This is a genomic window from Myxococcus sp. AM011 (assembly GCF_013372595.1).
Lineage (GTDB): Bacteria > Myxococcota > Myxococcia > Myxococcales > Myxococcaceae > Myxococcus > Myxococcus eversor.
On the sequence record NZ_JABXEM010000135.1, the window covers coordinates 18,080 to 29,285 of the forward strand.

The 11,206-nt window shown below is 68.5% G+C and carries 8 protein-coding genes; 5 read left to right on the forward strand and 3 right to left on the reverse strand.

The window, feature by feature from the left end:
- Positions 1–18 precede the first annotated feature (18 nt).
- Complete coding sequence (locus HUW62_RS26210) at positions 19–2,433, forward strand: cation:proton antiporter (protein ID WP_176435944.1); 2,415 nt, start codon at positions 19–21, stop codon at positions 2,431–2,433.
- Positions 2,434–2,443: 10 nt separating this feature from the next.
- Here HUW62_RS26210 and HUW62_RS26215 read toward each other — a convergent pair whose 3' ends face one another.
- The gene (locus HUW62_RS26215) at positions 2,444–3,502 is read right to left on the reverse strand and encodes a patatin-like phospholipase family protein (RefSeq protein WP_176435948.1); all 1,059 of its coding nucleotides are present in this window, start codon (positions 3,500–3,502) and stop codon (positions 2,444–2,446) included.
- A 148-nt stretch (positions 3,503–3,650) separates the two neighbouring features.
- Here HUW62_RS26215 and HUW62_RS26220 point away from each other — a divergent pair, with 148 nt between their 5' ends.
- Positions 3,651–5,279, forward strand: coding sequence for an amidase (locus tag HUW62_RS26220; RefSeq protein ID WP_240356514.1), 1,629 nt, complete (start codon positions 3,651–3,653; stop codon positions 5,277–5,279).
- 14 nt (positions 5,280–5,293) lie between these two features.
- Here HUW62_RS26220 and HUW62_RS26225 read toward each other — a convergent pair whose 3' ends face one another.
- Positions 5,294–5,668 (reverse strand): DUF1330 domain-containing protein, encoded by a 375-nt coding sequence (locus HUW62_RS26225; RefSeq protein WP_163867014.1) that lies wholly within the window; start codon positions 5,666–5,668, stop codon positions 5,294–5,296.
- Between the two features lie 214 nt (positions 5,669–5,882).
- Positions 5,883–6,581, reverse strand: coding sequence for a 2OG-Fe(II) oxygenase (locus tag HUW62_RS26230; protein ID WP_176435945.1), 699 nt, complete (start codon positions 6,579–6,581; stop codon positions 5,883–5,885).
- Positions 6,582–6,690: 109 nt separating this feature from the next.
- Between HUW62_RS26230 and HUW62_RS26235 the strand changes: the two genes are divergently transcribed.
- From HUW62_RS26235 to HUW62_RS26245, 3 genes are all read left to right on the forward strand, one after another.
- Positions 6,691–7,749: an acetylserotonin O-methyltransferase gene (locus HUW62_RS26235; RefSeq protein WP_240356515.1), complete on the forward strand. Its 1,059-nt coding sequence runs from the start codon at positions 6,691–6,693 to the stop codon at positions 7,747–7,749.
- A gap of 221 nt (positions 7,750–7,970) precedes the next feature.
- Positions 7,971–8,795, forward strand: a complete 825-nt coding sequence (locus tag HUW62_RS26240; protein ID WP_163867016.1) for a hypothetical protein — start codon at positions 7,971–7,973, stop codon at positions 8,793–8,795.
- 126 nt (positions 8,796–8,921) lie between these two features.
- A complete protein-coding gene (locus HUW62_RS26245; RefSeq protein ID WP_163867017.1) occupies positions 8,922–11,081 on the forward strand; it encodes a flotillin family protein in 2,160 nt (719 codons plus the stop codon).
- Positions 11,082–11,206: the final 125 nt, after the last annotated feature.

The window sequence follows — 11,206 nt, forward strand, 5'->3', positions numbered from 1 at the left end:
ACCGCCGCCCTTCCGTCCATGTTCCCTCTCGCCTCCGCCTCCTCGCCGCCGTTCCTGCAGGAGATCGTCATCCTCATCGCCGCGGGCGCGGTGATGGCCTACGTGGGCCACCGCTTCCGGCTGGTGCCCATCGTCGGCTTCCTGCTCGCGGGCGCGGTGATTGGCCCCAACTCCCTGGCCCTGGTGAAGGACCTGGAGCTGGTCAACTCCGCCGCGGAGCTGGGCGTCATCCTGCTGCTGTTCAGCATCGGGCTGGAGTTCAGCCTGGAGAAACTGTCCCGGCTCAAGACGCTCCTGTTCGGAGGCGGAGGGCTCCAGGTGGGGCTGGCCTCCGTGGGGATGATGGGGCTCTTGATGCTGTTCGGCGTGGCGTGGAGGCCCGCGCTGTTCACTGGCTTCCTGGTGGCGCTGTCCTCCACCGCCATCGTCCTCAAGCTGCTCGGAGACCGGGGCGGGACTTCGTCCGACGTGGGGCAGGTGTCCCTGGGGCTGCTCATCTTCCAGGACCTCGCGGTGGTGATGATGGTGCTGCTCGTCCCCGTGCTGGCGGGGAAGGGGGACACGCCGCTCCACTTCGTGTGGGCGTTCGCCAAGGCGCTCGGCATCATCATCGCGGTGCTGGTGGTGGCGCGACGGCTGATGCCCAGGTTGCTGGAGGTGGTGGCCCGCACGTGCTCGCCAGAGCTGTTCCTGCTCACCGTCATCGCCGTGTGCTTCGGCACCGCGTACCTCACCAGCCTCGCGGGCGTCAGCGTGTCCCTGGGGGCCTTCCTCGCGGGCCTCGTCGTCAGCGAGAGCCGCTTCAGCGAGCACGCCTTCGGAGAAATCCTCCCGCTCCAGATTCTCTTCAGCGCCACGTTCTTCGTCTCCGTGGGCATGTTGCTCGACGTGGGCTTCCTGGTGGCCCACCTGCCGGAGGTGTTGCTGGCCATCGTCGCGGTGCTCGTCGTGAAGGCGGTGACGACGGGCATCAGCGTGCTGGCGCTCGGCTATCGACCGCCCGTGGTGGTGGAGAGCGCGCTGCTCCTGGCCCAGGTGGGGGAGTTCTCCTTCGTGCTGGAGCGCAGCGGCCGGAAGCTGGGGCTGTTTCCAGCGGGAGTCCCCGCGGGCTCCCAGGCCTTCATCGCGGCCACGGTGATGTTGATGGTGCTCACGCCGGCGCTGTCCCGGCTGGGCATCTGGGCAGGCGGTCGGCTCACCCGCAGAGGGCGCAGCGCGCTGGCGCAGGAGAGCCCCACCACGGACGAGTCGGAGGCGCTGGCGGCCGAGTCCTTCGCGCGCTTCGAGAACCACGTCATCGTCGCGGGCTATGGAGACGGGGCGCGCAGGCTGTCGCGCGTGCTGCGCGGCTCGGGCGTTCCGTTCCTCGTCACCACCCTGAGCCCCCAGGGGGCGAACGAAGCGGAGGCCGAGGGCATGGTGGTGCTGCGCGGCGACTACGCGCGGCAGCGCACGCTGCGCGTCGCGGGCGTCCAACGCGCCAAACTCCTGATGGTGGTCGACGACGAGGTCGCCATGGCCCACCGCGTGGTGGCCGTGGCGCGGATGGAGAACCCCACGCTGCGACTGGTGGCGCGCGTCCGCACCGTCGCCGATGTGGAGCCGATGAGCACGGCCGGTGCGGATGTCGTCGTGTGCGAGGAACTGGAGAGCCTGGTGGCCGTGCTGTCCTCTGTCTTGGAGGACTACCGTCAGTCGGCGGAGGAGATTGAAGACCACGAGGAGGCCGTGCGGCGCTCGGGCTACGCGGCGCTGCGCCTGTCGGGCTCGCTGGAGAAGCCGCTGCTCGTGTGCGCGCTGGAGGATGACTGCCTCGGCTCGCGGCGCGTGACGGTCCGCTCCGGCGCGCCCGTCGTGGGCATGACGATGGAGGCGTTGGTCCAGCGCGCGGACGGCCCGTTCCAGGTCCTGTCGCTGCGAAGGGACGGAGAGCTGCTGTCGCAACTGGGTCCCCACACGCGCTTCGAGGTGGGGGACGAGCTGGTCCTCAAGGGCTCCGTCTCGGTCTTCGAGCGCGGCGCCGAGCTGTTCCGCGCGCCGCCTCCAGAGGGACTCCAAGTGGACCTGCCGGCACCCGCGCCCGCCACGCCGCGTACGGCGGCGGAGCTCATCGACCCGCAGGCCACCATCGAGTTCCACCCGAAGGAGGGCACGGGCCCGTGTGGCCACCTGGACCAGCTTCGTCCCGTGCGGGCCCGGACGAAGGGCTGCGAGGAGTGCCTCAAGCTCCACGACACCTGGGTGCACCTGCGGCTGTGCATGACGTGCGGCCACGTGGGGTGCTGCGACGACTCGAAGAACAAGCACGCCACGGGGCACTTCCACGGGACGGCACATCCGCTCATCCGCTCGCTGGAGCCCGGTGAGAACTGGGGCTGGTGCTACGTGGACCAGGTCCAGTTGGAGGACGAGTCCCCACCGTCACGCCCCTGAGGCGCCACGCTCAGAGGGGCCGGACATGCTCGGCGAGCTGGCCCGTGGCGATGAGCTCCTGGAGCTCGTCTCCCATCCGCTCGCTCTCGGAGACCACCTGGTTCCAGGCGCGGATGCGCGCGGTGTCCGTCATCCGCTCGAAGTCGACGCGGTCCGGAATCTTGCCACCGGGGAGCCTCGCGACCAGCTCGGGGGAAGGGGAGATGAGCAGCGCCCTCCGGAAGTTCTCCGGCTTCGCCCTTCGCCAGCGCAGGGCCTTGTCGAACCAGCCGGGCACCACGTACGGATAGAAGTGCGGGTACAGCACCAGGCCCTCACCGGGCCCGAAGTCCAGGTCCAGGTGGTAGTCGACGACGCCACCATCCCGGTACACGCCCGGATGCGCGCCGGGGATGCGCACGCCGCTGAGCACCAGCGGAATCGAGCCCGAGGCGATGAGCGCCGGCTTCAGGTTCTCCTCCGTCAAGGGCAGGTGGACGGAGGGCAGGTCCTTCTGGGCCCTGAACGGACTGGTGTCGCCCGCCGTGTCGAAGACGACGCGGCGCAGGTGGAGGCTCAGGCTCTTGCGACTCACCACGTTGCCCATGGCGCACAGCGCCAACCCGAGGAGCTGCACGCGGGGATGCTCCGCGCCCATGGGGCCACGACACAGCGCGGTGACGATGTGCAGCCGCGCCCAGGGGTGGTGGAGGATCTCCTTCATCCCGTCGTCGCCCAGGAGCGCGTCGAGGATGCGCTCACTCGTCTCGCTCACCAGGGCTGGCGAGGGCTTGGGTGGATAGCGCTGGTCGATGTACGCCGCCTCGAAGCGGCGCAGCGCGGACACAGGGTCGTTCTGCGCCAGACACGCCAGCCGCCAGCTCCCGATGGAGCTTCCAATCAGATGCAGGGGACGGGTGCGCCCCTTGAACAGCTCGCCGAAGAGGGCGCGATCCACGCCCGCGAGCACCAACCACTTGGGACCACCGGAAGCTCCAGGAACGACGTCCACGTCATCCCCGCGCAGCCCTCGCGCGCGCAGGAGCCGCAGCGCGTCAGGTCCCGCCAGAAGCGTCAGATTCGAGGCCATGTCGGTGTGGAACCGTAACAGGTGCGTGCGAGTCGCGCGGGACTTCCGCATGTGCGCCCCGCCTCGCTTGCGACAAGCCATGCGCCACTGCTGTACTGCGCACGACCCCATGAAAAAGCCCACGCCTCCCGGTCATCGCTCCTGGGAAATGAGTCGTCGCGCCTTCCTCGGTGGCACGGCCGCTGTCACGGCCATGGCCTCCCTGGAGGCCTCTGGCAATCCAGAGGGACAGCCCGCGCCTTCCGCCCGTCCCTTCGAGTTGGAGGAGACCACCATCGCCGAGCTTCAGGCGGGCATGGGGGAAGGGAAGTACACCGCGCACGGCCTCACGGAGCGCTACCTGGCGCGCATCGCGGCAACGGACCGCACCGGCTCGCTGCCGTTGCTGTCCGTCATCGAGCTGAACCCGGACGCGCTCGCCATTGCCCAGGCGTTGGACAAGGAGCGCAAGGAGAAGGGCGCGCGCGGTCCGCTGCATGGCATCCCCGTGCTCATCAAGGACAACATCGCCACGGCGGACCGGATGCAGACCACCGCGGGCTCGCTCGCGCTCGTCGGCGCCGTGCCCTCGCGGGATGCGTTCGTGGTGGAGCGGCTGCGCGCGGCGGGTGCCGTCATCCTCGGCAAGACGAACCTCAGCGAGTGGGCCAACTTCCGCTCCACGCGCTCCGCCAGCGGCTGGAGTGGACGCGGCGGCCAGTGTCGCAATCCCTATGCGCTGGACCGGTCGCCCTCGGGCTCCAGCTCGGGCTCGGGCGCGGCGACGGCCGCGAACCTGTGTGTCGTGGCCGTGGGCACGGAGACGGACGGCTCCATCGTGTCGCCCTCCGCGGCGTGCTCGCTGGTGGGGCTCAAGCCGACGGTGGGGCTGGTCAGCCGCTCAGGCATCATCCCCATCTCCCACAGCCAGGACACCGCGGGCCCCATGACTCGCACCGTGGCGGATGCCGCCGCGCTGCTCACCGTGCTCGCGGGAATCGACGCCGCCGACGTGGCGACGGCCGCGAGCCAGGGCCGCACGGGGCTCGACTACACGAAGTTCCTGGACGCGGACGGGCTGAAGGGCGCGCGCATCGGCGTCGCACGCGAGCGCTTCTTCGGCTACCACGCCGCCACGGACGCGCTGGTGGAGCAGGCGCTGGAGGTCATGAAGTCCAAGGGCGCCATCCTCGTGGACCCGGCCTCCATTCCCAACGCGCCCAAGCTGGATGACCCCGAGTTCGAAGTCCTCCTGTACGAGTTCAAGGCCGGAACCGAGGCGTGGCTCGCGAGCCTGGGGGACAGGACGAAGCTGCGCACGCTCGCGGACCTCATCCGCTTCAACGAGGAGCACCAGGACGTGGAGATGCCGTACTTCGGCCAGGAGCTGCTGCGTCAGGCGCAGGCGCGCGGCTCGCTCTCCGACGCGAAGTACCTCAAGGCCCTGGCCTCCAGTCGCAAGCTGTCACGCGAGCAGGGCATCGACGCGGTGATGCGCAAGCACCAGTTGGACGCGCTCGTCGCGCCCACGCAGGCGCCTCCGGGGCTCATCGACCTGGTGAACGGAGACCACTGGCTGGGCAGCAGCTCCACGCCCGCGGCCGTCTCCGGCTATGCCACCCTCACGGTGCCCGCGGGCTACGTGCGTGGACTTCCCGTGGGGCTGTCGTTCATCGGTCGAGCATGGAGCGAGCCCACGTTGCTCAAGCTCGCTCATGCCTATGAGCAGGCCACGCGGCACCGACGTCCGCCTGGCTTCGTGCCCACCGCGGACCTGCGCCTCGTCGCCGGGCGCTGAAGGACACGCCAGATTCAGGGAGGCGAGGCCGCCCAGGGCAGCGTCGCCTGCATCACCGCCTCGTGCAGCGCGGCCGTGCGCAGGTGACTGAAGCGCTGGTAGTCCGGGTCGTTCACCATCTGGAGGAACGCGGCGCGGCTCGGGTAGCGCACCAGCATGACCGCGTCCCACGTCTGCCCCGGCTCGGCGACCAGCGCGGTGGAGCCGTCGCCCGCATAGAGGGGCTGCGCGCCCGCCTTGATCATGAAGGGCATGATGGCGCTCGCGTACTCCGCGAACGAAGCCCGGCCCCCTTCCTTGAACCGCACCAGGTTCATCATCACCAGCGGCCCCCCGGGGTCTTCCTGGATGAAGCGCTGAACGTCGGTGCCCTGCGGATCGACAGCCACGGTGCCTCCTGAAAAACGAATCGGTCGTCCGCCCCCATCGAGACGGCAGGTCATTGTCCCTCAGTCTCACCGTGCGGTGAACCCGGCACAGGACAGACCCGGCATCCCCCATTACTGGGGCACCCACCACCCACGGCGCACAGGACGAGAAAGACATGAACAAGCCGATAGACAAGCGCCCGAGCGCTCGCCGTGTCGGTCTCTCATTTTTGTCTCAGGTATCGGTGCGCTCGCGCTGCGCGTCCAGGTACGCGGCGAAGCCGGCCTTGGACTGGATGCGAAAGGCCGGCAGTCGGGCCAGGGCCTCTGGAGGGAAGACGTACTGCTCGCAGACGAGGCTTGCGCGCTGCGAGTCATCCTGGGCGCCGAGGAACGGCCGCACCTCGTGCTGGAGGTGGCCCTGGAAGTGGACCAGCAGCCCGGGCCGCGGCCGCACTTCACCCACGCGGTGATTGTCGTGGAGCAGACGCAGCGCGCCGCCCCGCGCGCCGCGAGGCATCTGGAGATACAGGACGCTCACATGGCGAGGCGTCGCGTCAGGGACGCCGCTGGGGCCCTGCAAGGTCGCATCGATGTGTCGGCCCACGCTCTTGCCGGCATCGAGCAACAGCAGGTTCAGATAGAACGCGTTGGGGCTCGGTTGTTTCGAGCCGAACAGTCGCTCCCGCCATGGCCAGAGGCCGCGCGCGCTGTCCGGTTCCAGCACCCGCGCGAGGTATGCGCGCAGGAACGGGAAGCGCGCCTCCAGGGTGCTCCTGCCTTCATGTGTGAAGATGAAGGCGAAGCCCCGACTCGCCTGGAACGTGCCCATGAGCGGGCTGCGAGCCACGAAACGTGAGCCCAGCAGGGCGTCTCGCAGTGACTCCAACTCCACGGACGGAAGGGCTTGACGGTGGGTGATGTATGCGCGCACGACAAAAGGCGGGGATTGCGAGGGAACTGACCAATAGTGCTTTTACAGCCTACCTTTTAGGTTTCAGAATTGCCGCGTCTCACTCCCCCCGCGCAAGGTCCCCCCCTGCATGAGCCAGCAACCTCGTCCCGTCAACACCGCTCCTGTCGCTCCCAGCCCGTCTCCTCCGCCCGCGGTCGTGATGACCCAGATGGTCTACGGCTTCTGGGTCTCCCGCAGCCTGCAGATCATGGCGGAGCTTGGTATCGCGGACACCATTGGTGAGGTGCCGAAGACAGTGGAGGAACTCGCGCAGGCCAGCGGCACCCATGCTCCGGCGCTCCGACGCATGCTCCGACTCCTGACCGGCCTGGGGGTGCTGGTCAAGGACGAGCAGAGCCAGCGCTTCGGGCTCACGGAGCTGGGCCACATGCTGCGCAAGGACAGCCCCGGCTCGGTGTACGGCTCACTGCGCGCGCACGGCCACCTGCTGTCGTGGCAGGCGTGGGGAGACCTGGCGTCGTCGCTGAAGACGGGCCAGCCCTCGGTGGAGAAGTTCATGGGGGACAGCTTCTTCGGCTACATGTCCAAGCATCCGGAGGACGCGGCCATCTTCAACGGCAGCATGGCCGCGTATCAGAGCCTCAATGCTCCGGCGGTGGTGGGCGCGTATGACTTCTCCACCGCGAAGTCCGTGGTGGACGTGGGCGGTGGAACGGGCACGTTGCTGGCGCACATCCTCCAGTCCCATCCGAACCTCCGGGGCGCGCTCTTCGAGCTGCCGCACGTCAAGGCGGAGGCCACCGCGCGCCTGTCGAACCTGGGCGTGGCGCCGCGCGCCGAGGTGCTGGAGGGCAACTTCTTCGAGAAGATTCCGTCGGGTCACGACATCTACATCCTGTCGCAGATCCTCCACGACTGGGACGACGAGCGCAGCCTGAAGATCCTCACCAACATGCGCGAGGCGATGCACCCAGGAGCGAAGCTGCTCATCGTGGAGACGGTGCTGCCGGGCGACAACGTGCAGCACTTCGGCAACCTCTACGACATGGCCATGCTGGTGCTGGTGGGCGGCCAGGAGCGCACTGGCGCGGAGTACACCGCGCTGGTGGAGAAGGCCGGGCTGCGCATCCACCGCGTGCTGCCGACGTACATGCCGCCCAGCGTGGTGGAGGTCGTCCCCGCCTGAGTCCAACGGCCCGCGGCCCGGCGTTGCATTTCGCGCCGGGCCGTTGCCCCGAGGGTGGCATCGTTCCACGGTCCGGGTGGGGGTGGACCCCGGACACGACGTCGAGGCGCGCACCGGAAGGCAATGCGGGCTTCGCTCGGTGGCCCGGCGAGCGGCCGGCCAGGAAATCGACGGGGGCGGTTTTCGGAGGGAATCAGGCTCGATTAGAGTCCGGGGCGACGATGACGCCCTTCTTCGACGCCATCCTCGCGTTTCCGACCGCGATCTTCACCACGGCAATGGGCGTGGTGCTCACATATTGGCTGTTCGTCATCATCGGAGCGGTGGGTATCGACCTGCTCGATGGCGGTCACGTCGACTTCGAATCTGGCGGAAAGGCACTGGGCGCGGCGTTCGAGGGCGGGGGCAAGGCCCTGGCCGGGACGCTGGAAGGTGGAGCGAAGGCGGCGGGCGAGGCCATCCAGGGCGGCGGCAAGGCCATGGGCGCGCATGACCACGACGCGCACATGGAGGGCGGCATCCTCTCCACGCTGGGCTTCGCGGGCATTCCGCTCACGGTCTCCGTGAGCCTCGTCTCGTTCTTCTCGTGGTTCCTGTCGCTCCTGGCCACGCCTCCCGCGCACGCGCTGCTGGGTGGCGTGCTGCCTTCGTGGCTGCTCAACAGCACGGTGGGGATTCTCTGCTTCATCGCGGGGCTGGTGATTTCGGGCGTCGCCGTGCGGCCCCTGCGCCCCGTCTTCGTGGCGCGCAAGGCGCCGGGGCGCGACTCGCTGATGGGCCGGGTGTGCACCATCTCCAGCGGCGGCGTCACGGACCGCAACGGCCACGCGACGTTCGAGGACGGCGAGGCGGGCTTCATCCTGAACGTGGTCTGCTCGAAGAAGAACGGGCTCAAGCGGGGAGATCCCGCGCTGGTGCTGTCGTACGACGCCCAGCGGGATGTCTACGAGGTGGAGCCCGTGGACTGGCTGTTGCCGGAAGAGATGGACCAGCTTCGCGACCCCACGCGGGCCGCGGCGCTGGCCCGCTCGCGAGCGCGCACATGACTTGAGTCGAGGCGCGGTCCGATCAGGGGGGCGGACCGTGTGTGGATTCGACGCCAGAGGGCTTTCGCGGGGGATCTCTGGCGCCTGATACAAGGCCCGCTGTCAATACTTCACAGGAAAAAGGCCATGGATCCCATCACCTTGGTAGCCGCCGTCGGCGGAGGCGTCATCCTCCTCACGGGCATCGTCCTGACCATCGTCCGCCTGTACCGGCAGGTGGATCAGGGCAAGGTGCTCATCGTCAACACGTTGAAGACCGAGCCCCTGGTGACGTTCACCGGCGCGGTGGTCTTCCCCATCATCAACCGGGCCGAGGTGATGGACATCGCGCTGAAGACGGTTGAAATCGACCGTCGCGGCAAGGAAGGCCTCATCTGCCAGGACAACATCCGCGCGGACATCAAGGTCACCTTCTTCGTGCGCGTGAACAAGACGCGTGAGGACGTGCTCAAGGTCGCCCAGTCCATCGGCTGCGTGCGCGCCAGCGACCAGGAGACGCTCGAGAAGCTCTTCGAGGCCAAGTTCTCCGAGGCCCTCAAGACGGTGGGCAAGAACTTCAACTTCGTGGACCTCTACACGAAGCGCGCGGAGATCAAGGACAACGTGGTGGAGGTGATTGGCCGGGACCTCAACGGCTACATGCTGGAGGACTGCGCCATCGACTATCTGGAGCAGACCCCGGTCGAGATGCTCGACAAGGACAACATCCTCGACGCCGAGGGCATCCGGAAGATCACCAAGCTCACCACCGAGCAGAACATCGTCACCAACGAGCTGCGCCAGACGGAGCGCCAGGCGGTGACGAAGCGCAATGTGGAAGCCGACCAGAGCATCTTCGAGCTGGAGCGTCAGCGTGAAGAGGCCTCCGCGAAGCAGCGGCGCGCCATTGAAACGGTGCAGGCCGAGGAGTCCGCGGAGACGGAGCGCGTGAAGCAGGAGCAGTACTCCAAGGCGCAGCTCGCCCGCATCAAGGCGGAGCAGGAGATCCTCGTCCAGGAGCAGAACAAGTCGCGCGACGTGGAAGTGGCCCAGAAGCACCGCGAGCGCGAAGTGGGAGTCGAGGCGGAGAACGTGGAGCGCGCCCGCTCGCTGGCGGCCATCAGCCGGGAGCGTGAGACGGAGCTGGAGCGCATCGACAAGGAGAAGGCGCTCGAGGAGCAGAAGAAGAACATCGCCGACGTGGTGCGCGCCCGCATCGCCGTGGAGAAGACGGTGGCGCAGGAGGAGGAGCGCATCAAGGACCTGCGCGTGGAGTCCGACGCCCTTCGCAAGAAGCAGGCGATCATCATCAACGCCGAGGCCCAGGCGCAGGAGAAGACCGTCAAGGACGTGAACGGCGCCAAGGCCAACAGCGAGATGGCGGTGTTCATGGCGAAGGAGAAGCTCACCCTCGCCGAGGCGGACCTCGAGGCCGCCGACAAGACGGCCAAGGCGAAGATGCGGCTGGCCGACGGCATCCAGGCCGAGTCCGCCGCCGAGGGCCTGGCGGGCATCCGCGTGAAGGAAGCGGACGCCGCGGCCACGGAGAAGCTGGGCATGGCGCAGGTGCGCGTGAAGGAGGCGGAGGCCGGCGCGATTGAAAAGCAGGGCCACGCGCAGGCGCAGGTCGTCCGCGAGCGGCTGCTGGCGGAGGCCGCGGGTGAGCAGGAGAAGGGCATCTCCCGGGCTCGCGTGCAGGAGGCCGAGGCGGTGGCCATCCACAAGCGCGGCGAGGCGGAGGCGTTCGCCAAGAAGGAGATGCAGCTCGCCGAGGCGTCGGCCATCCAGGAGAAGCTGTTCGCCGAGGCCCGGGGCCTCGCGGAGAAGGCGGCGTCCATGAAGCTGATGGACGGCGTGGGCCGCGAGCACGAGGAGTTCCGCCTCAAGCTCAACAAGGAGCGCGACATCGAGCTGGAGACCATCCGCGTGCGCAAGGACATCGCCCACGCGCAGGCCGAGGTGCTGGCCAAGGCGTTCGCCAACGCGAAGTTCAACATCGTCGGTGGCGACGGCCAGTTCTTCGAGCGCTTCGTCAAGGCGGTGTCGTTCGGCACCGCGGTGGACGGCGCGTTGGACCATGGCGAGGCCCTGAAGACGGCGCTGGGGGGCTACCTCAACGGCGAGAAGGACCTGCCGGCGGACCTCAAGGAGATCCTCTCCAAGCCGGGTCTGAGCAACGACGCGCAGAACCTGGCGGTGGCGGCGCTGCTGCACCGCATGACGCCCGGCCCGGCGGACGTGGGGGCGAACCTGAAGGCGCTCGTGGGCGCCGAGGGCAAGTCGTCCACCACCGACAAGCAGGGCTGATTCGGGCGGCAGCAGCACAGGGTCCGCCTTCGCGCGAGGGCGGGCATGGCGTCACGACGACCTCGCCCCCAGGCCTTCCGGGGCGCGCGTCCCTCCCATCGGGCGGGACGCTGTCTCTTATACAC